Annotated in this window: 21 protein-coding genes; 4 read left to right on the forward strand and 17 right to left on the reverse strand. The window is 59.9% G+C overall.

Annotated elements, in window-relative coordinates; translation table 11 throughout:
- Positions 1-3: 3 nt before the first annotated feature.
- From H7698_RS14480 to H7698_RS14505, 6 genes are all read right to left on the reverse strand, one after another.
- A complete protein-coding gene (locus H7698_RS14480; RefSeq protein ID WP_194691813.1) occupies positions 4-936 on the reverse strand; it encodes a sigma 54-interacting transcriptional regulator in 933 nt (310 codons plus the stop codon).
- 68 nt (positions 937-1,004) lie between these two features.
- Positions 1,005-1,586 (reverse strand): alpha/beta hydrolase, encoded by a 582-nt coding sequence (locus tag H7698_RS14485; RefSeq protein WP_194691814.1) that lies wholly within the window; start codon positions 1,584-1,586, stop codon positions 1,005-1,007.
- A 169-nt stretch (positions 1,587-1,755) separates the two neighbouring features.
- Entirely contained in the window at positions 1,756-3,039 is a 1,284-nt protein-coding gene (locus tag H7698_RS14490; RefSeq protein ID WP_194691815.1) for an NAD(P)/FAD-dependent oxidoreductase, read from the reverse strand.
- A 66-nt stretch (positions 3,040-3,105) separates the two neighbouring features.
- A complete protein-coding gene (locus H7698_RS14495; RefSeq protein WP_162441147.1) occupies positions 3,106-3,837 on the reverse strand; it encodes an amino acid ABC transporter ATP-binding protein in 732 nt (243 codons plus the stop codon).
- Positions 3,834-4,493 (reverse strand): amino acid ABC transporter permease, encoded by a 660-nt coding sequence (locus H7698_RS14500; protein ID WP_162441148.1) that lies wholly within the window; start codon positions 4,491-4,493, stop codon positions 3,834-3,836. Before H7698_RS14500 ends, H7698_RS14495 begins: the two co-directional genes overlap by 4 nt.
- Before the next feature lie 72 nt (positions 4,494-4,565).
- Entirely contained in the window at positions 4,566-5,324 is a 759-nt protein-coding gene (locus tag H7698_RS14505) for an ABC transporter substrate-binding protein (RefSeq protein WP_194691816.1), read from the reverse strand.
- A 370-nt stretch (positions 5,325-5,694) separates the two neighbouring features.
- Between H7698_RS14505 and H7698_RS14510 the strand changes: the two genes are divergently transcribed.
- On the forward strand, positions 5,695-6,513 hold the full coding sequence (locus H7698_RS14510) for an IclR family transcriptional regulator (protein WP_194691817.1): 819 nt from the start codon (positions 5,695-5,697) through the stop codon (positions 6,511-6,513).
- Between the two features lie 89 nt (positions 6,514-6,602).
- Here the strand turns inward: H7698_RS14510 and H7698_RS14515 are convergent, their stop codons facing one another.
- Genes H7698_RS14515 through H7698_RS14525 form a run of 3 tightly spaced genes read right to left on the reverse strand, consistent with a single transcriptional unit; the run spans position 6,603 to position 8,585 of the window.
- Complete coding sequence (locus H7698_RS14515) at positions 6,603-7,004, reverse strand: ExbD/TolR family protein (protein ID WP_162441151.1); 402 nt, start codon at positions 7,002-7,004, stop codon at positions 6,603-6,605.
- Position 7,005: 1 nt separating this feature from the next.
- Entirely contained in the window at positions 7,006-7,731 is a 726-nt protein-coding gene (locus tag H7698_RS14520) for a MotA/TolQ/ExbB proton channel family protein (RefSeq protein ID WP_194691818.1), read from the reverse strand.
- 44 nt (positions 7,732-7,775) lie between these two features.
- Positions 7,776-8,585 carry an energy transducer TonB gene (locus H7698_RS14525; protein ID WP_194691819.1) on the reverse strand — a complete coding sequence of 270 codons (810 nt, stop codon included), beginning with the start codon at positions 8,583-8,585 and terminating at the stop codon, positions 7,776-7,778.
- A gap of 461 nt (positions 8,586-9,046) precedes the next feature.
- Between H7698_RS14525 and H7698_RS14530 the strand changes: the two genes are divergently transcribed.
- The gene (locus tag H7698_RS14530) at positions 9,047-9,967 is read left to right on the forward strand and encodes a LysR family transcriptional regulator (RefSeq protein WP_194691822.1); all 921 of its coding nucleotides are present in this window, start codon (positions 9,047-9,049) and stop codon (positions 9,965-9,967) included.
- 107 nt (positions 9,968-10,074) lie between these two features.
- Here H7698_RS14530 and H7698_RS14535 read toward each other — a convergent pair whose 3' ends face one another.
- Positions 10,075-11,148, reverse strand: coding sequence for a fatty acid desaturase (locus H7698_RS14535; protein ID WP_194691823.1), 1,074 nt, complete (start codon positions 11,146-11,148; stop codon positions 10,075-10,077).
- Positions 11,149-11,248: 100 nt separating this feature from the next.
- Here H7698_RS14535 and H7698_RS14540 point away from each other — a divergent pair, with 100 nt between their 5' ends.
- Complete coding sequence (locus tag H7698_RS14540; protein WP_194691824.1) at positions 11,249-12,253, forward strand: AraC family transcriptional regulator; 1,005 nt, start codon at positions 11,249-11,251, stop codon at positions 12,251-12,253.
- 154 nt (positions 12,254-12,407) lie between these two features.
- Here the strand turns inward: H7698_RS14540 and H7698_RS14545 are convergent, their stop codons facing one another.
- Positions 12,408-12,773, reverse strand: coding sequence for a response regulator (locus H7698_RS14545; RefSeq protein WP_162440340.1), 366 nt, complete (start codon positions 12,771-12,773; stop codon positions 12,408-12,410).
- Positions 12,774-12,830: 57 nt separating this feature from the next.
- Positions 12,831-13,517, reverse strand: a complete 687-nt coding sequence (locus H7698_RS14550) for a Crp/Fnr family transcriptional regulator (protein ID WP_194691825.1) — start codon at positions 13,515-13,517, stop codon at positions 12,831-12,833.
- Between the two features lie 84 nt (positions 13,518-13,601).
- Between H7698_RS14550 and H7698_RS14555 the strand changes: the two genes are divergently transcribed.
- Complete coding sequence (locus H7698_RS14555) at positions 13,602-14,123, forward strand: Mpo1 family 2-hydroxy fatty acid dioxygenase (protein WP_162440342.1); 522 nt, start codon at positions 13,602-13,604, stop codon at positions 14,121-14,123.
- Positions 14,124-14,239: 116 nt separating this feature from the next.
- On the opposite strand, the gene H7698_RS14560 is transcribed toward H7698_RS14555, so the two are convergent.
- From H7698_RS14560 to oscA, 5 genes are all read right to left on the reverse strand, one after another.
- Positions 14,240-15,229 (reverse strand): sulfate/molybdate ABC transporter ATP-binding protein, encoded by a 990-nt coding sequence (locus H7698_RS14560; RefSeq protein WP_162440343.1) that lies wholly within the window; start codon positions 15,227-15,229, stop codon positions 14,240-14,242.
- 3 nt (positions 15,230-15,232) lie between these two features.
- The gene (gene cysW / locus H7698_RS14565) at positions 15,233-16,102 is read right to left on the reverse strand and encodes a sulfate ABC transporter permease subunit CysW (protein ID WP_162440344.1); all 870 of its coding nucleotides are present in this window, start codon (positions 16,100-16,102) and stop codon (positions 15,233-15,235) included.
- 12 nt (positions 16,103-16,114) lie between these two features.
- Entirely contained in the window at positions 16,115-16,933 is an 819-nt protein-coding gene (gene cysT, locus H7698_RS14570; protein WP_162440345.1) for a sulfate ABC transporter permease subunit CysT, read from the reverse strand.
- 70 nt (positions 16,934-17,003) lie between these two features.
- Entirely contained in the window at positions 17,004-18,017 is a 1,014-nt protein-coding gene (locus tag H7698_RS14575) for a sulfate ABC transporter substrate-binding protein (RefSeq protein WP_194691828.1), read from the reverse strand.
- Between the two features lie 157 nt (positions 18,018-18,174).
- On the reverse strand, positions 18,175-18,357 hold the full coding sequence (oscA, locus tag H7698_RS14580; protein WP_022643503.1) for a sulfur starvation response protein OscA: 183 nt from the start codon (positions 18,355-18,357) through the stop codon (positions 18,175-18,177).
- Positions 18,358-18,377: the final 20 nt, after the last annotated feature.

The following is an 18,377-nucleotide window of genomic DNA, read 5'->3' on the forward strand; positions in this document are numbered from 1 at the left end:
CTGCTACACAATCAGCGCAAGGCGCTCGAACAAGTGCCTCAATCCGGATCGTTCTGAAGGGGAGCCGTTCTTAATAAGCCGAGCCACCTCCTGCTCAATGTGCTCGAGAGGCGCAGGCACCGACGGCAAATTCAGATGCTCAGGCAAAATCTCGTCGCCAGTGCTGACCAACAGCGCAAAGTGAATGACGTTTTCCAGCTCTCGGGTGTTGCCTGGCCAGGAGTGCTGTTCCAGCACCTGCTGCGCCGCCTCGCTGATCAGCGGCACGGGCAGGTCCAGCCGCTGGCTGTAGATGCCGAGAAAATACTCGGACAGCGACAGAATATCGCCCACCCGTTCGCGCAACGCTGGCAGTTCGAGTTGGCCTTCGCTGAGGTAATGATAAAGACGTTCATTGAATTTTCCGGCAGCCACGGCCTGCGCCAGATCAATGCTGGTGGCCGCGACCAGACGTACATCCACCGGGCTCGGCTGATGGGCGCCGACGCGGGTGACTTCATGATTTTCCAGGGCCGCGAGCAACTTGATCTGAATCGGCAGCGGCAGGTCACCGATCTCGTCCAGATACAGCGTGCCGCCATTGGCCGAACCAAACCATCCAGCTCGACTGCTCGCCGCACCGCTGTAGCTACCCGCGGCATAGCCGAACAACTCGGCGTCGGCATAAGTCGGGCTGATCGCACCGCAATTGACCGACACGAACAAACCACCACGATCGCTTGCACGGTGGATATGACGCGCGAGCAATTCCTTGCCGCTGCCGGTTTCGCCGCGGATCAATACGCTGATGGCGCGCGGTGCCAGATTCTCCAGGTCCTGGCGCAACTGCCGCGAGCGCGGATCGACGAACACCAGCGCTTTGGCGCGGATGCTCAGGGGGCTTTTCTCGGCGTCGGGAAAGGTCAGCAGCGGCTGACCGTAGGTTTCAAAGCTCATGGCAGACTCCCGCCCAAAACCGCCGGGAGGCGGGGGCCTATTCAAAAAGAAAGCGAAAAAAGAAAAATTCAGGCGCGACGCAGAGCGTGATGTTCCATGCGGTTTTGCAGGCGATAGAGGTATGCAAAACCCTGCTCCCAACGCTGGTGACCGGACTTCACGTTGATGTGCCCCGCCCCCGCCAGAATCCCCGCCTCAGCCCCCCAGTTTCGCGCCAGCTCCAGTGCTCGCGTTGCGCTGACGGCGCTGTCGTTATCGGAGCTGACGACCTGGCTCGGGAAGGGCAAAAGGTCCACAGGAATCGGCGCAAAGTTGCGCAAGGCCGGTGCGCAGGCTGGACGCTCGACGTCCGCTGGCGCGACCAGCAAGGCACCGCGCACCTGACGCAGAAATTGCACGGGCGCGGTGGCGGCCCAATGGGCAACGGTGATGCAACCCAGGCTATGGGCGATCAGGATGACCGGCGTGCTGTCCGCGGCAATCGCTTCAGCCAGCGCGGCCACCCAATCTTCACGACGCGGGGTCAGCCAGTCGGCCTGCTCCACCCGGGCGCTATTCGGCAAACTGTTCTGCCAGTGGCTTTGCCAATGATCTTCTGGCGATCCTTGCCAGCCCGGCACAATCAGGTAGCGAATTGATTCGTTGCGCATGGGGGAGCTCTCCTGCTGCGTGTCTGTTCCTGGGCGAGTATAGGGAGCGAATTTATATCCGTTAAGGAATAAGAAGCTATTTATTAAGATCTATAAAGAATATGAGAATCAAGAAATCCCAGCCTGAAGCCGCCGCGACAGGCTGAGATTCACCAAGGCAAGCGTTGATTCAGGCGGGATACCCGAGCGAATCCCGCAATCGGTACCAACTGATCGCCAGTGCAGCACCCAGTTGACGGGCCGGGTACAACGGCAGGCGGGAGACCGGTGTCACGGGAAATTCCAGTTGCGCCTCATCGCAACCCTGTACGGCCTGTGCGAGCACACGTCCCAGCGCCGTTCCCATCGCCACACCGCGACCGCAATAACCGAAGGCCGTCCACACGCCATCCGCCAGTCGGTGCAAGCGTGGCAAATCATCAATGGTCATGCCCACCCGGCACGCCCAGCCGTGCACCCAGGCCACGCCCGCCAGTTCTGGAAAGCGCTCGATGGCCGCCGCGATGAGTTGCGCGCGTGTGGAGGGATCAAGCGTGTCGGCAGAATGCCCGCGGCCGCCGATGACGAATCGTCCGTCCGGATCGATACGGCAGTAGTAGGTGATTTTGCGTGTCTCGGACACGCCCGCTCCGCGCGCCATGATGCGCTCGCGCAAGGCCACCGGAAGAGGGTCGGTCGCAATCTGCGCGCTCGACACCGTGACATAGGATTGCGCAACGGCAGGCCACAGCCGGTCGGTGTATGCATCCGTGGCCAGGATCACCTGCTTTGCACGAACCTGATGGCCATTCACGGTCAGCTCGACGCCGCCTGCCACGGGCGTCATTGCACTGACGTGCGAGTGCTCATGAATGGCTGCACCGCAAGCGAGAGCAGCGTCTGCGAGCCCGCGAGCATAGGCCAGCGGATGCACCGCGCCGGCACGCCGCTCGAGCAGGCCGGCCGGCCAGAATGCCGATCCGGTCGCCTCGGCCATCGCGTCACGGTCAAGGTAAAGGGCGTCCCCGCCGTGATGGTTGATAGCCCGTGCCCGCGTCTGGAGATACCGCGCCGATGCTTCGGAGAATGCGCCCTGGATCCAGCCATCGCGGGTCGGCGAACAATCAATCTTGTGACGCTCGACAAGCTCGAACAGCTCATCAGCACTGCGATACCCAAACCGCATCATGCGCGTCGCGGTCTCGGCGCCAAACCGTTTGATCAGCGCCTGCGGTGTCGGTTTAAAGCCCGGCACCACTTGACCGCCGTTTCGACCGGAGGCCCGGTGGGCGATTTCGGACGCCTCGAACAGGGCGACGTGGACACCCGACTCAGCAAGATGGAGCGCGGCGGACAAGCCGGTGAAGCCGCCACCGATCACGGCGACATCGACGTTCAGGGGCCCGGTGATCGGAGGTGTGGTGCGACGTGCAGCAGTGGTCGCCGCCCACAGCGTGGACGTTGGGAAGTGCATATTCGCTGTCATGAAAAAGCCTATACGGGTCTGCAGGTACGGAGACGGCAAGTGCCGCGTTGCGGCTTAACTGGCGTGCGTGACTCGGCGCAGGAAATCGCGCATCCGTTCATTGCTCGGTGCAGTCAATACCTCTCTGGACGGCCCTTGCTCGGCAATGCGTCCGCCATCGAGAAACAGCACGCGGTCGGAGACGTCGCGGGCGAAGCCCATCTCGTGGGTGACGATGATCATGGTCATGCCTTTCTCGGCCAGCCCGCGCATCACCGCCAACACCTCGCCGACCAGTTCCGGGTCAAGCGCCGAGGTCGGTTCGTCAAACAGGATGGCTTCGGGTTGCATGGCCAACGCGCGGGCAATGGCGACGCGCTGCTGCTGGCCCCCCGACAACTGATGAGGGAAGTGCTCGAATTTTTCCGCGAGGCCTACGCTGGCGAGCAGCTCGCGGCCCCGCTCGGTGGCCTCGCGGGGATCCTCGCCTTTCACATACACCGGACCTTCGATCACGTTCTCGAGCGCCGTGCGATGGGGGAACAGATTGAATCGCTGGAACACCATCCCGACACGTTGCCGCACCTGGCGAATGTCCGATCGCGCCGCGTCTACCCGCAGGCCTTCGACCGTCACGCTGCCGGCCTCATAGCGCTCAAGGCCATTGATGCAGCGCAGCAGCGTGGACTTGCCGGAGCCCGAAGGTCCGATCAGGCACACCACTTCGCCAGCGTTGATTTCAGCGTTGATACCGCTTAGCACATGGTGGGTGCCGAATGACTTGCTCAGGTTCTCGATCTTGATCATTTCTGGGTCCCCATGCGTTTTTCGAGACGGCCGATCGCAAACATCATTGGCAAGCTCATCGCGAGGTACATCAGCGCGACAAGGGTAAAGACCGTCGAACTCTGGAAGGTGGCGGCAGCGATCAGTTTGCTTTGCATCGACAGCTCGACCACGGTGATGACAGCGGTTTGGGAAGAGTCCTTGAGCATCATCACCACGTTGTTGCCATAGGGCGGCAAGGCGATGCGCAACGCTTGCGGCAGCACCACCCGGCGCATCAACTTCGCGCGTGACATGCCAATCGACTGGGCGGCCTCGAACTGCCCGACATCCACGGCATCGATGCCGGCGCGAAACACTTCGGCCATGTACGAGGAATAGGCGATGCCCAGGCCCAGGGAACCGGCCTGAAACGCGGTCAGGCTGATGCCGATTTCCGGGATCACGAAGTACATGTAGAACAGCACCACGATGATCGGGATGCCTCGGATAACGTTGGTCAGCACGCGGCTGGCATGCGCAAGCGGCGCGATACCGCTCACCCGCAACAGGGCCCAGAACAAGCCAAGCACGGTAGCGATCACCAGCGCGGTAACGGTGATGTAGATGGTGGTCAGTGCGCCCTGCAACAGCATGGGCAGGTAGTCCACCGCATCAGTCAGGAAGGAATCGAACATCAGCAACCTCCGGAGCGTGTGCACGCGCCATCCCGGACTCAGGGACCGCGTGCGGGTTGGGAGAAAAAACGATCAGGAGGCGACGGCCCACTTCGCAAGAATGGTGCGCAATGTGCCGTCCTGGCGGAGCTTGTCGATGGCTGCGTTGAGCTTCGCGAGGGTCTCGCTGTCACCCTTCTTCACCGCCAACGCAATGTCGGTGGCGATGACCGATTTATAGGTGTCGACCAGACGCACCTTCGCGCCGACCTGGCGTACCTGATAAGCGACGACCGGACCGTCACCGAACGCAGCGTCCAGGCGACCAAGGGCAATGTCGCGAACCATGTCGGCCATGGTGTCGTAGAGCTTCACTTCCTTGAAGCCACCCACCGCCGTGATCGGTTCGACATAAGACGTACCGACCTGCACGCCGATGACCTTGCCGTTGAGGTCCGCAAAACTGAGGTAGGCCGTGGTGTCCTTGGCGGGGACGATCAAGCCCTCGCCATAGCTCACGACGATGCTGGAAAAGTCGACCACTTCGGCGCGGGCCGGCGTGCGGGCGAACGCGGAGGCAATGATCTGGATCTTGCCGGTTTGCAAGGCGGGGACGAGGGACGTAAACGGAATCGGCATGATTTCGGGGGTAAAGCCGACCTCTTTACCGACGGCATCGGCGATGTCGATCATCAGGCCTTTGAGCGTGTTGCTCTGCGGATCAAGGAAGTTGAACGGCACCGCGCTGGGTGTGGCACCGACCTTCAGCACTGGCATTTCAGCGTGCGCGGTCGACAGCAAGGCAACGGTGGAAACGACGGCGACCAACGATTTTATTGTTTTGTGCAGCATGTGGAATCCCCTTGTGAACCGCCTCTGGTAGCGCGCGGACCGTACCGACGAAGATCGGTCAGCACGGAATATCAAGCCTCTAGCCTTATCGCATAGCGATATGCATGTATTGCATGCAGATTCGATCCTGCATCAGCAACGCATTAGCGTCAATAGTCAAAAATGCGAGGGCTCAGGGAGATATCCACAACCCACAGGTTTCATATGGAACCGCATATACGGGATGGAAGATCTTTATCGGGGAGGCTTCACGAAGGATTTAGCGGCGACTTGACGCACTTCTTCTATCGCTATACGGTCGCTTCTTATCGCGATGCAGTTTCTTTCCACTGACAATCGGACGGCGTTGTCGCCAAGCCACGGACCACCCATGAACCCTTCAGAATCGACGCTCTATGTGCAATCTCTCGCCACCGGAATCGCGGTGCTGGATGCCTTCGATCCGCAGCATGCGTCGATGAGTCTGCCGGAGATCGCCGTAGCTGCCGGCATCAGCCGTAGCGCTGCGCAGCGATTCGCCTTCACGCTGGAGGCCCTTGGCCTGTTGATCAAAGACCCGGTCAGCAAGCGCTATTCGTTATCGTCGCGCACCCTGGATGCAGGCTGTCACTACTTGCAGTCGCACTCGCTGCTGGACCGGGCCAACCCCTACCTCCTCGACCTGAATCGAAACGCGGGAGAAACGGTCAACCTCGCGGAGCCGGTGGGGACGGACATGATCTACATCGGCCGGTTTCCAAGCCCCACGCGCCTGTTGGTGCACATGCCGGTGGGGCGTCGCATTCCAATGTATTGCTCTTCAACCGGACGCGCCTATCTCTCGTCGTTGCCTGAAGAGCACGCCATCGAAATCCTGGAAAGCACCCAGCGGATTCGCTTTACGCCCAACACCGTTGTCGATTTGCAAGAACTGCTCGGCCGCCTGCAACTGGCGCGAGAGGAAGGTTACGCGTACTGCAATGAGGAATATTACCGAGGCGACCTTGCGCTGGCCGTACCGGTGTTCGACCTCAATCACCAGGTGGTCGCCAGCCTGCAGATGTCCTTGCCGGTGTCGAAGTGGACACTCAAGAAAGCGGTGTCGCGCTTCGTCCCGATGATGCAGGACACGGCACGATTGATCTCAACCACGCCACCCACCCAACGGCCGCTGAATTCATTCCTCGGCCCGAACATCGAACAGCCGTAACGACGACCCAGCCACCCGCCAGGTCTGGCGAAGAGATAAAAAAAGGGCCGCACCCTGCCAAGGAGACGGCCCCGGAAAAACGACATTTTTTAACGCGCGGTAATCACCGACAACTTGGTAATGCCTGCCCGCTCGATCGACGCCATGGCTCGCGCCACTTCGCCATAATTCACTCCGTCGTCCGCCTGCAATTGCACGCGCACCTGCGGGTCCTTGGCCTTCGCCGACTTGAGGTTGAACTCCAGCAGGTCCGGCTGGATTTCATCCTTGTTGATAAACAGTTTCCCGGCCCCGTCGATGCTCACCACCAGCGGATCCTTCTGCTCGACCGGCGCCACGGCTTCGGTCTTGGGCAAGTTGATCGGTATAGCATTGGTCAGCAGCGGTGCGGTGACGATGAACACCACCAGCAGCACCAGCATGACGTCCACCAGCGGTGTCACGTTTATCTCGCTCAGTACCTCGTCACTGTCTTGCGTGGAGAAGGCCATATCAGGACGCCTCCTTCACTTTTTGCGCGTTGCCCGAGGCCGCGGTTTTATGCGCCGTCGGGTGAATCAGCACGCGGAACGAACTCTTCTGCGCCAGGCTGTAGAAGTCATGGGCGAAGTCATCCAGGTCCGCCGCCGTCAGTTTCAGACGACGCAAAAAGTAGTTGTAAACCAGCACTGCCGGCACCGCGACCGCGATCCCCACACCCGTGGCGACGAGTGCAGCACCAATCGGTCCGGCGACCGTTTCCAGACTCGCCGAGCCTGCCGCGCTGATACCCTTCAACGCTTCCATGATTCCCCACACCGTGCCGAACAACCCAATGAACGGCGACGTACTGCCAATACTGGCGACCACTGCCAATCCGGTTTCCAGCGAACGGCGCTCCCGCACGATCTGCTGACGCAAGGCTCGCTCGAGGCGATCCTGATGATTGATCGCCTGGCTCAAATCCGCCGCGTGTGGCGCTTCACCGACCTGGATTGCCGCGTAGCCGGCTTGCGCCACCCGCGCCGCAGCGCCTGGCTGGGTTTCAGCCAATTCCGCCGCCGAATCCAGACTCGATGCAGCCCAAAACTTTTTATGAAACTTGCGATCCTGAGCTTTCAGACGGCCGAACTGCACGCCCTTGAGCAACGCCAGTCCCCAGGTCGCAACGGAAAAAACCACCAGCAGCCAGATCACCGCGCTTTCGATGGATTCAAGTGGAGATGCCAGTAACGTCATGGTGGATTCCTCGTGTAAACGTTTCGCGTGAAATAGGTTTCTGTTTAATGAATTTTGAAATCGATGGGCACGCTGACCCAGCCGTCCTGGGCGACATCACCCTGCTTGGCGGGCACAAAACTCCAGCGCTTCACCGCGCTCAGGGCGGCATCGTCGAGGGCCTCGCGACCGCTGCTTTTCTGAATCTGAATCTCGCCCGGCTTGCCGCTGGCGAGCACATGGACCCGTAACAACACCGTCCCTTCCCAACCGCGTCGCTGGGCCAACGACGGGTATTGCGGCGCAGGGTTTTTCAGGTAGCCGGCGTTGGCCGAGGCCGGTGTCACTGGAGCAGGCGCGGGTGGAGCGGGTGGCGCTGGAGCGGCAACAGGCGCGGCCGGTTGTGGTGGTGCTGGCGGTTTCTCAACGGCTTTGGGCACCGGTTTTGGAACAAGTTTGGCGACCGGTTTCGGCTTGGGAATCGGTTTTGGCGGCGGCGGTTTTACCGCCAGTTCGTCCTCCACCGGCGGCGGTGGCTCGACCACGGGCTGAACAGGCTCCGGTGGTGGAGGCTCGACAACCGGCGGTGCCGGTTGCGAAAACTCGATGGTCATCGGTGGAATTTCCGGCGGCACGATCGGCAACACGGCGGTCGGCTGTTGGTTGACCCAATAGATCACCGCACCGTGTACCAGCAGCGCCAGCACACCCAGCAGAATCGTTTCCCGGCGACTGAGAATGCCCTTGGGCGCACGCTGCAAACGCAGCTGCCCCAACGGCACGCGATGTACCCGGCCGAGGTCGACCAACTCGCCACCCGGCCCCTGGCGCCACAGCACCTCTTGTGCGCTGGCGGCGGTCTGGACATTACCCATTGATTTACTCCTGCGGTCTCTTTGCGAATAACCCGATAGGCCGGACCCGACATCCCCCGTACGACGTATCGATAGGTGAATCATTGGGCTAGACGCTTATCTCTGAAAGTAATCTTTGAGGTTATGGATAGACCTAAAACGAATATGAAAAATGTTCGATTCTCTGGGGCCCTTATCCTTCAAGGGGTCTGGCCATGAGGCTGACAACGCATGCTTTTGCGGCATGGAAAATATTCACGGCAGGCATGGATTCCTGGGTGTTTTTGCACACGCAGTCTTCTGGCCACACGAGCCACCAATGCTTACGGTTCCGGCACATCGAAACAACGCTCTATCTATATTCAATACAGATCTAATAAATGTGCAGATGCCTCGTTGACGGAATAAGCGCTTGCATTTAAACCTCCAGCACTCCTCGTCGCAGATGCCTTCGAGCTATTCTCAGGATGCCGGAAAAGCATATGGATCTTCGCCAGTTGCGTTACTTCATCGCCCTCAACGAGCACCGCAGTTTTGTCCGCGCGGCCGACGCCATGGGCATTACTCAACCGGCGTTCAGCCGCAGTATTCAGGGGCTTGAGCAAGAGTTCGGCTGCGTGCTGGTGGACCGGGGCAACAAGGAGCTGCGCCCGACACCCGAGGGCCAGGTAGTGCTGCAACATGCGTTGACGCTGGTGCAGGGCGCCGCGCTGTTGAGTGCGCAAGTCACGCAGATGACCAAGCTCGACGCCGGCGAATTGCGTTTTGGCTGCGGCCCGGCGCCGGCGGTCAAGCTGGTGCCGGATGCGGTGGCGCAATTCATCCATGCTCACCCGAAAGTGCGCACCTGTTTCCAGGTGGATAGTTGGGAAAAACTCAGCCGTGCGCTGAGCCGCGAGGAGATCGAATTCTTCATCGCGGACATCCGACATTTCGAAGCCGACCCCAACTTCCAGACTCAGGCACTGACGCCCAGGCGAGGGGTGTTCTTCTGCAGACCGGGTCATCCGTTGTTGGCGAAGGAGAGCCTGTCGACCAACGACATGTTCGACTACCCGCTGGCGACCACGCTGATCCCGCCGGGCGTTCGCAAGCTGTTGGCGAACCTCAGCGGGCGAACCGATTTTTCTCCGAGTATCGAAACCGAGTATTTTCCGGCGCTGGTGAAGATCGTGCTGCAATCGGACGCCATTGGCGTGGGCACTCAGGAGGCGTTTGTCGAGGACATCGCCAAAGGGGCTCTGGTGCTGCTGCACTGGCGCAATCTGCCGCAGAACATTGAGACCATGAATGTACGGTGCGGGATTGTGAGTCGGACGGGATTTCGGTTGTCGCCGGCGGCGAGAGCGATGATTGAGACGTTGGTAGCGGTGGATAAGCAGGAGATGAGTGTTGCGGTTTAGGATCGCTATCGCGAGCAGGCTCACTCCTACAGTGGATCTCGGTTGTGCACGGATTTTGTGTTCACCACCGACCCACTGTGGGGGCCAGCCTGTTGGCGATGAGGCCATCAGACCCGCACACCCTCCACGCTCTGCCCCTGAATTTCTTCCTTGCGAACAAACCGGTTCGCCCGCCCAAACGTCCCGAAATCATTAAACCGAACGCCCATCTCGCGCATGATTTTATGCGCCACCGGCACGGTCATCTGGCGGATGTAAAACGGTTCCTTCACCACAAAATGGTGGATCCCGTGGCTGCTGCCAAAGTTGAAGCAGAACGCCTGCAACGGCCACATCCACCATGGGTTCAGCACCTGGGTCTGTTGAATCACATTGCCCGGTTCCACATCACCGTAGTAGTGCATGTTGGAACTGACGAAGTGCAAGCAGAACGTGCGCAGAACGTTCGGGCCGATGATCACGACGGCGGCGATATCGATCACCTGCATCACTGACAGCGTGGTCGCCGACCATTCAATCGGCGCCCCCAGCAGATGCGCGACACCGTTGGCGGCATGAAACCCGAGAAACACGTACCACACGCCCCAGTGCATCAACGCCAGCGGTGCGTACACCTTCAGCGTGCGTTTGATGATGCTGAATTTATGCGTCCAGGTTTTGGCCCGCAGCATGCGAATCAACGCCGACATGATGTTGTCGCCGATCATCAGGAATCGCGCAAAACCCCAAGGCTCGCCGTTGGTGATTGCCCGCTCCTCCATGTCGGCCTCCGTGCCGGACACCTTGTGGTGATTGAGGTGCAGATGGCGGCGGATCCACGGGTTGATCGTACTTGGCCGCGCCAGCCAGACCAGGCCCATCATCAGGTTGTGCGGCACGCGTTTTTTGCGGAAGTACATGCTATGTATCAGGTCGTGCTCGAGCTCGTGGGTCAGGGACGCGAAGAACGCGTTTAGCAACAGGCACACCCACCAGGCCATGTAACCGTTGATATAGAGCGCCGCCGAACCGATCATGCCGGCCAGCGCGAACGCCAGAATGCCCGCGCCCAACGCGTCCTGATGGTTGAGAATCGGGTAGCGCTGACGCAGTTCGACGCCCTTGGCCAGCACCACTTCGCGAATATGCGCTGATCGTTGAGATGCATTCAGTCGCTGGGGACTTGCAGAAGTACGGTCCATGCTTCCATCCTCTGGTTATTGATGTTCGCATCCTGCCCTGCGGACCCTCGCAAGGTGGTAGCCGTGAACGCCAACCTGTTGACCGGAAGCGCCAATCAGCATGACTGAACCGACCTCCCTCGCCAGCTGGACCCGCGCCCTGCGCAAGCAACTCGATGCATTGGGGCTGGACAGCACCGTCCTGTGTCAACAGGCGGGGCTCGACCCGCAGTTGATGGACGACCCTAACGCCCGTTACCCGTTGTCAGGCACCACGCGTCTGTGGGAAATCGCTGTGCAGGTCAGCGGCGACCCGGCGATTGGCTTGCGGGTGTCGCGCTTTGTCAGCCCGACCACCTTTCACGCGCTCGGGTATGCGCTGGTGGCCAGCGGCAGTTTGCGCGAGGTGTTCGAACGTATCGTGCGCTATCACCAGGTGGTCAGCGACGCCCTTGAGCTCGAATTGACCCGCACCGAAGATCGCTATCGCTTTCGCCTGAAGATTCCGCCCGGCAATCCGGCGCCGGCGTATGAAGCCATCGACGCCTTCACCGCGATTTACGTGCGCACCTGCCGCAATCGCCTGGGTCGCGAATATGCTCCGCTGGCGGTGTACCTGAGGCGCCCGGAACCTGCGGACGCGCACCAATGGCACAAGGTCTTTCGCTCCCCGGTGTACTTTGCCGCGGACGAAGATCGACTGGAATTTTCCCTGGTGGATTTCGACAGCCACCTGGACGATGCCAACCCGGAACTGGCCGAGCACAACGAAACCGTGCTCAAGCGCACCCTGGCGCAACTCAAACCGCTGACCTGGGAACGCAAGGTGCGCGACGCGATTGAAGAGCAGTTGCCCGAGGGCGAGCCCAGTGCCGAGCACATAGCCAAAGCCCTGCATCTGAGTTTGCGCAGCCTGCAGCGGCACCTGGCGGATGAAGGGTGTCGGTTCGATACGCTGCTCAATGAAAGCCGCGAGAACCTGGCGTTGCTGCATTTGCGGGACCCGCAATGCTCGCTGAGTGAAATCAGTTATTTGTTGGGGTTTGCGGATACGAGCAGTTTCAGTCGGGCGTTCAAGCGCTGGACAGGGATGACGCCGGGGCAGTTTCGGGATGGGGTGCGGTGACAGATCCGGGAGGTGGGTTGCCTGGACCGGCTTCATCGCGAGCAGGCTCGCTCCCACATTTGATCGTTAGCGAACACAAAATAGGTGGCTGGCCGAGATCCCTGTGGGAGCGAGCCTGCTCGCGATGAGGCCAGCTCAACCACCGCAAAAATACTTATCGCCCTCGATCCCGCCGCAACAACTTGCGCACCCGAGCCACCAGCTCGCTCACGGTAAACGGCTTGAGCAGGTAATCGTCTTCATGCAGCTCCAGCCCGCGCAGGCGATCCTCGATGCCGTCCTTTGTGGTGAGAAACAGTACCGGCGTCGCGCCCAGCTTGCGGACCTGTTGCTGCAACTGCCAGCCGTTAAGCCCGGGGAGCATCACATCAAGGATGATCAAGTCGTATTCGCCGGACTCGATGAAGCGGCGACCGTCCATCCCGTTCAGCGCCACATCGACGGAATAACTGGCTTCGCCAAGGCCGTTGGCCAGGAGTTTGGCGGTCTCCGGCTCGTCTTCTACTAACAGCACACGCATGGCACACCTCGATTGTCGTCTGCACAGGCTAGGCGCCTTTGTGGACAAAGCCCACCTTTAAAAGATCGCCAATGCCCGCAACCGACCGGCGTCGAGAATCTCGATCTCGCCGTACTTCAGGTTCACGATCCCCTGTCCCTGCAAGTCCTTGAGGAGTTGATTGGTGGTCTGGCGTGATAACGACAACATGGAAGCCAGCTGGTCTTGCGGGAGCTGCAGTACGCGGCGTGGAGGATTGAGCTCACCGTAGCTGTCGGCAATCATCAGCAAGCGGTGCGCCAGGCGCGCCGGTGCCGGCATCAGGCTCAGTTGTTCAAGGTTGATGAAGGTCAGGCGCAGTTTCTGGCTCATCAACAATGCCAGTTGTCGCCAGTACACCGGCTGTTCGTCGAGCAAGGCCAGCAGCGCGGTTTGCGGGATGTGCAGCAGGGTGCACTGGCCCAGAGAAAACGCATCATGGGTCCGCGCCTGCCCATCGAACAGGCAGATTTCGCCGAACCAGTGAGGTTGCTCGACCAGACTCAGCAGTGCCTCCTTCCCCTGCTCGTTGACGGCACCGATGCGCACGGCCCCTTCGAGCACGGCGTACAAACCGCAGGGCGGATCGCCGCGTTTGAACAATCGCTGCCCCGGCGACAAGCTTCGCAACCTGGCGGCGGACAGCAGACTATCCTGTAAGGACGCAGGTAGATGACTGAACCATTGGCCGCTCATCAGGCGCGAACGCCAGACCTGCATGTCCATGAAAACTCCTTGAGATTGTCGCCTGGCTGACAGAGCGAAAGATGAACCCGGGTCATGATCAAGCACCCTACAGGAGGAATAACAATGAAAAAAAGCCTGGTTGACCACCTCAGTCAATATGCCGCCTATCACCGTGATCCGAGAAACATCGCCAGTCACTTCATCGGCATTCCGTTGATTGTGGTCGCAGTGGCGGTATTGCTGTCCCGGCCGCAATGGGCGGGAGGCTGGCTGTCGCCGGCGGTACTGGTATCGCTGGCATCGGCCTGGTTCTACCTGCGCCTGGAACTGCGCCTCGGGGTCTTGATGACGGTGCTCCTCGGGCTGTGTGTCTGGGCCGGCCACGTGTTGGCGCAGCAAAGCACTCTGGTGTGGTTGAGCAGTGGCGTGGCGATGTTCGTGGTGGGCTGGGCGATTCAGTTCGTTGGCCATCACTACGAAGGACGCAAGCCGGCGTTTGTCGATGACGTGACGGGGCTGATTGTCGGGCCGCTGTTTGTGGTGGCCGAACTGGCATTTTTGCTGGGGATGCGACATGACCTGAAAGATCAGATCGAGGCGCGGGCGGGTGGGGTGCGTCTGCGTCAGAAAAACGCGGCGGCTTAGGCCGCTTTAAAAGATCGCAGCCTGCGGCAGCTTCTACAGTTGATTGGTGTTGAACACAAAATCTGTGACCAACCGAAAACCCTGTAGGAGCTGCCGCAGGCTGCGATCTTTTGATTTTAAATGTTGGCGACTTTCTGCCAGACCTTCGGCTTGAAGAACAAGGTTTCGCCCTTCGCCAATCCGGTCAGGCTGTCGTGATCCTTAACCACCTCAGCTTCGATCAACTCGCTCTGGCCTTCGACCTTCAGTGTCACCCGGGTCGTTGCGCCCAACGGACGGATATCCCGCACTTCGGCCGCATGGTGATCTTCCAGTTCATGGCGCGACAGCGACACTTCGTGCGGACGGAACAACACGTGGTTGTCCTCGCCCAGGTGCAATCGGTTCGAATCGCCCAGGAAGTGATAAACGAAATCGCTGGCCGGGTTCTCGTAAACGTCGCCCGGTGAACCGATCTGCTCGATCACACCCTTGTTCATCACCACGATGCGGTCGGCCACTTCCATGGCTTCTTCCTGGTCGTGGGTCACGAACACCGACGTCAGGTTGATGTCTTCGTGCAGGCGCGCCAACCAGCGACGCAGCTCTTTACGGACCTTGGCGTCAAGGGCGCCGAAAGGTTCGTCGAGCAGCAGCACTTTGGGCTCAACCGCCAGGGCGCGAGCCAACGCAATACGTTGGCGCTGACCACCGGAGAGCTGTTCCGGGTAACGATCGGACAGCCAGTCCAGCTGCACCATGTTCAGCAGTTCGTGAACCTTCACCGCGATCTGGCTTTCGCTTGGGCGCTGGTTTTTCGGTTTCATGCGCAGGCCGAACGCGACGTTGTCGAACACCGTCATGTGACGGAACAGCGCGTAGTGCTGGAACACGAAACCGACGTTGCGATCACGCACGTCGTGGCCCGAAACGTCCTCGCCGTGGAACACGATGTTGCCCTGATCCGGCGTTTCCAGGCCGGCGATAATCCGCAGCAGCGTGGTCTTGCCGCAACCCGACGGACCAAGCAGCGCGACGAGTTCGCCGCTATGAATGTCCAGGCTGATGTTGTCCAGCGCCTTGAACGCATTGAAATTCTTGCTGACGTTACGCACTTCGATCGACATGAATTATTCCTCCGCGGCGCTGGCGCGCAGGCGGTTAATACGGTTTTCGCTCCACTGCTTCAGCAGCAGGATGAAGAGCGCCATGATCAGCAACAGGCTCGCTACCGCGAACGCGGCCACGTGGTTGTATTCGTTGTAGAGGATCTCGACGTGCAACGGCAAGGTGTTGGTCACCCCGCGAATGTGCCCGGAAACCACCGACACCGCACCGAACTCACCCATGGCCCGCGCTGTACACAGCACCACGCCATAAATCAGGCCCCATTTGATGTTGGGAACGGTGATGTGCCAGAACATCTGCCAGCCATTGGCACCGAGCAGGCGCGCGGCCTCTTCTTCCTGAGTGCCCTGTTCCTGCATCAGCGGGATCAGTTCACGCGCCACGAACGGCACAGTAACGAAGATCGTGGCCAATACGATGCCCGGCAAGGCGAAGACGATCTGGATATCGTGATCCTGCAACCACGGTCCGAACAGACCCTGGGCGCCGAACATCAACACATAGACCAGGCCCGCGATCACCGGCGATACCGAGAACGGCAGGTCGATCAGGGTGACCAGCATGCTCTTGCCGCGGAACGAGTACTTACTGACGCACCACGCCGCGCTGACACCGAACACCACATTCAAGGGCACCGAAATCGCGACGGCGATCAGCGTGAGCTTCAGTGCGGAAATCGCATCCGGCTCAAAGATCGCGGTGAAGAACGCGCCAATCCCGAGTTTCAGCCCTTGGGACACAACGATTACCAGCGGCAACAGCAGGAAGAGTGCAAAAACCAGCCAGCCAAGGCCGATGAGGATGCGGCGTGAACTGGCGCTGCCACGGCGGGCAGCGTTGGAGGAAGCAGCAGCAATAGACGATTGGGACATGTGTGCGCCTCCTTATGGGGTTTCGATGCGCCGCTGCAGCAAGTTGATCAGCAGCAACAGGACAAAGGAAACCACCAGCATCAGTACGCCAATGGACGTGGCGCCGGTGTAATCGTACTGGTCGAGTTTGACCATGATCAGCAACGGCAGAATCTCGGTTTTCATCGGCATGTTGCCCGCGATGAAAATCACCGAACCGTACTCGCCAACCCCGCGAGCAAAGGCCAGCGCGAACCCTGTCAGCCAAGCGGGCAAGAGTGCGGGCACGAGGATATGGCGGAAAACCTGTAACGGTTTGGCACCCAGGCACGCCGCCGCCTCCTCCACTTCACGCGGGATATCGGCCAATACTGGCTGTACGGTACGTACCACGAATGGAAGCGTCACAAACGTCAGTGCGAGCGTGATGCCGATGGGGGTGTAGGCGATCTTGAACCCCAGGTCCGCCGCAAACTGGCCAACCCAGCCATTCGGCGCGTACAGCGCGGTCAACGCGATACCGGCCACAGCAGTGGGCAATGCGAAGGGCAGATCGATCATCGCATCGATGATCTTGCGACCCGGGAAGGTGTAGCGCACCAGCACCCAGGCCAACAGCGTGCCGATGACACCGTTGATGATCGCGGCATACAGCGCGGTGCCGAAGCTGAGCTTCATTGCCGCCAGCACGCGAGGCGCCGAAATGATTGCCCAGAACTGATCCCAGGTAAGTTGAGCGGCATGGATGAACATCGCCGCCAGCGGAATAAGCACAATCAGGCTGAGGTACACCAAGGTGTAGCCCAGCGTCAGCCCGAAGCCGGGTATGACGGGGGAGATACGACGCGACATAAAAGTCCCTGGTTGAGAACGCACAAAGCCCCGACGGTAAAATCGGGGCTCATTTATGACCTATTAGAGATTACTGCGCCTGATAAATCTGGTCGAACACGCCACCATCATTAAAGAATTTCGGTTGCGCTGTTTTCCAGCCGCCGAAGTCCTTGTCGATGGTCACCAGATCCAGGGTCGGGAACTGCTTGGAGTACTTGGCGGCCACGTCCTTGTCACGTGGACGATAGAAGTTCTTCGCCGCGATTTCCTGACCGGCAGGGCTGTACAGGTGCTTGAGGTACGCTTCGGCGATCTGCTCGTTGCCCTTTTTCTCGGCGTTTTTGTCGACTACAGCGACGGGAGGCTCAGCGAGGATCGACAGCGAAGGCACGACGATCTCGAACTTGTCGGCCCCGCCGTCTTCTTTCAGCGCCAGGAACGCCTCGTTTTCCCAGGCCAGCAACACGTCACCCTGACCGTTGTTGACGAAGGTAATGGTCGAACCGCGAGCACCGGTGTCCAGCACTGGAACGTGCTTGAACAAGGTCTGTACGTATTCTTTGGCCTTGGCTTCATTGCCGCCGTTGGCTTTCAGGCCATAGGCCCAGGCTGCGAGGAAGTTCCAGCGTGCACCACCGGAGGTTTTCGGGTTGGGTGTGATGACCGATACGTCGTTCTTGACCAGGTCGCCCCAATCCTTGATGCCTTTAGGGTTGCCCTTGCGCACCAGGAACACGATGGTCGAGGTGTAGGGCGTGCTCGCTTCCGGCAGACGCTTCTGCCAATCGGCTGGCAGGGATTTGCCGAGCTTGGCGATTTCGTCGATGTCGCCGGCCAGTGCCAGGGTCACTACGTCAGCACGCAGCCCGTCGATCACAGCGCGGCCTTGCTTGCCCGAACCACCGTGGGACTGCTGGATTTTCACGTTGTCGCCGGCGTGATCTGCCTGCCAGAACCTGACGAATTCGGCGTTGTAGTCCTGATACAGCTCACGGGTCGGGTCGTACGACACGTTGAGCAGTTCGTAGTCCTTGGCAACCGCGGAGCCAGCAAAAAGGGCACTGGCCAGGGCGGCCAAAGCGAAATGACGAATCGACGACATGGTGAAAGCTCCTGGAATTCTGAAATGTGTTGGCTTTTTCTTATGGGTTTCTGGAATCGCGGTGCCGTTCAAAGATCGCAGCCTTCGGCAGCTCCTACAGGGGCAATGCGTCTATCTGTAGGTGCTGCCGCAGGCTGCGAACTTTTGATCTTTTGCGTCAGCTCGGTTTGTTGCCAGGCTGCTGCAAACGGAATTTTTCCTTGCGTTCGATCTGCACGACTTGAGCGTTGTGCACGGTGATTTCCACCGCTCCGAAACGCAGGTCACGCAGTGCGCTCTGGATCTCGCGCAAGATGGTTGCTTCGTCCTGGCCGTCAACGCTACGTAGGGATGCGCTCATGGTGCTGCTCCTTCGACTGA

The organism is Pseudomonas sp. p50(2008) (genome assembly GCF_015351605.1).
Lineage (GTDB): Bacteria > Pseudomonadota > Gammaproteobacteria > Pseudomonadales > Pseudomonadaceae > Aquipseudomonas.

What these genes read in the sequence shown, in the direction of transcription:
- H7698_RS14480 (WP_194691813.1), bottom strand. Translation starts at nt 936, where the DNA reads ATGAGCTTTGAAACCTACGGTCAGCCGCTGCTGACCTTTCCCGACGCC.
- H7698_RS14485 (WP_194691814.1), bottom strand. Translation starts at nt 1,586, where the DNA reads ATGCGCAACGAATCAATTCGCTACCTGATTGTGCCGGGCTGGCAAGGA.
- H7698_RS14490 (WP_194691815.1), bottom strand. Translation starts at nt 3,039, where the DNA reads ATGCACTTCCCAACGTCCACGCTGTGGGCGGCGACCACTGCTGCACGT.
- H7698_RS14495 (WP_162441147.1), bottom strand. Translation starts at nt 3,837, where the DNA reads ATGATCAAGATCGAGAACCTGAGCAAGTCATTCGGCACCCACCATGTG.
- H7698_RS14500 (WP_162441148.1), bottom strand. Translation starts at nt 4,493, where the DNA reads ATGTTCGATTCCTTCCTGACTGATGCGGTGGACTACCTGCCCATGCTG.
- H7698_RS14505 (WP_194691816.1), bottom strand. Translation starts at nt 5,324, where the DNA reads ATGCTGCACAAAACAATAAAATCGTTGGTCGCCGTCGTTTCCACCGTT.
- H7698_RS14510 (WP_194691817.1), top strand. Translation starts at nt 5,695, where the DNA reads ATGAACCCTTCAGAATCGACGCTCTATGTGCAATCTCTCGCCACCGGA.
- H7698_RS14515 (WP_162441151.1), bottom strand. Translation starts at nt 7,004, where the DNA reads ATGGCCTTCTCCACGCAAGACAGTGACGAGGTACTGAGCGAGATAAAC.
- H7698_RS14520 (WP_194691818.1), bottom strand. Translation starts at nt 7,731, where the DNA reads ATGACGTTACTGGCATCTCCACTTGAATCCATCGAAAGCGCGGTGATC.
- H7698_RS14525 (WP_194691819.1), bottom strand. Translation starts at nt 8,585, where the DNA reads ATGGGTAATGTCCAGACCGCCGCCAGCGCACAAGAGGTGCTGTGGCGC.
- H7698_RS14530 (WP_194691822.1), top strand. Translation starts at nt 9,047, where the DNA reads ATGGATCTTCGCCAGTTGCGTTACTTCATCGCCCTCAACGAGCACCGC.
- H7698_RS14535 (WP_194691823.1), bottom strand. Translation starts at nt 11,148, where the DNA reads ATGGACCGTACTTCTGCAAGTCCCCAGCGACTGAATGCATCTCAACGA.
- H7698_RS14540 (WP_194691824.1), top strand. Translation starts at nt 11,249, where the DNA reads ATGACTGAACCGACCTCCCTCGCCAGCTGGACCCGCGCCCTGCGCAAG.
- H7698_RS14545 (WP_162440340.1), bottom strand. Translation starts at nt 12,773, where the DNA reads ATGCGTGTGCTGTTAGTAGAAGACGAGCCGGAGACCGCCAAACTCCTG.
- H7698_RS14550 (WP_194691825.1), bottom strand. Translation starts at nt 13,517, where the DNA reads ATGGACATGCAGGTCTGGCGTTCGCGCCTGATGAGCGGCCAATGGTTC.
- H7698_RS14555 (WP_162440342.1), top strand. Translation starts at nt 13,602, where the DNA reads ATGAAAAAAAGCCTGGTTGACCACCTCAGTCAATATGCCGCCTATCAC.
- H7698_RS14560 (WP_162440343.1), bottom strand. Translation starts at nt 15,229, where the DNA reads ATGTCGATCGAAGTGCGTAACGTCAGCAAGAATTTCAATGCGTTCAAG.
- cysW (WP_162440344.1), bottom strand. Translation starts at nt 16,102, where the DNA reads ATGTCCCAATCGTCTATTGCTGCTGCTTCCTCCAACGCTGCCCGCCGT.
- cysT (WP_162440345.1), bottom strand. Translation starts at nt 16,933, where the DNA reads ATGTCGCGTCGTATCTCCCCCGTCATACCCGGCTTCGGGCTGACGCTG.
- H7698_RS14575 (WP_194691828.1), bottom strand. Translation starts at nt 18,017, where the DNA reads ATGTCGTCGATTCGTCATTTCGCTTTGGCCGCCCTGGCCAGTGCCCTT.
- oscA (WP_022643503.1), bottom strand. Translation starts at nt 18,357, where the DNA reads ATGAGCGCATCCCTACGTAGCGTTGACGGCCAGGACGAAGCAACCATC.